The sequence below is a fragment of the Campylobacter sp. RM12637 genome, assembly GCF_020137645.1.
Lineage (GTDB): Bacteria > Campylobacterota > Campylobacteria > Campylobacterales > Campylobacteraceae > Campylobacter_E.
Window position 1 is genome coordinate 1 of sequence record NZ_JACGAV010000059.1, and the last position, 417, is coordinate 417.

Here is a 417-nt window from a genome sequence, read left to right on the forward strand (position 1 = left end):
AAAGAAAACAATGCTAAATCTTGTGAGAATTATTTGGATTATAAAAAATATGATAGTAGTGATTATTTAAAATTAAAAGAGAGTGCTGAAGTAGCTTTTAAAGGTTGCGATGAGTTACAAAGTGCTAAGTCTTGTTTGGTTTTGGCTAAATTTTATTCTAAGTATTCTCCAAAAAATAAAATTATTTTTAGTGATGAAAAAAAAGAATTTGATTATTATGTAAAATCTTGTGAATTAAATAATAAATATTGCATTATGGTAGGAAAACATTATAAATTATTATACACTGATACTAAAGATAAAAAAGATAAAAAACAAGCTTTAAAGTATTATAAGCTTTCTTGTGATAGTGGTTATAAATTAGCTTGTGAAAATTATAAAGAATTAGATAGTTGGTGGAAATAATCCACCAACAAG

The 417-nt window shown here is 23.5% G+C and carries 1 pseudogene; it reads left to right on the forward strand.

The features are described 5' to 3' along the window. Positions 1-405: pseudogene (locus tag AVBRAN12637_RS09730) on the forward strand (hypothetical protein); the annotation flags it as partial. Positions 406-417 lie beyond the last annotated feature (12 nt).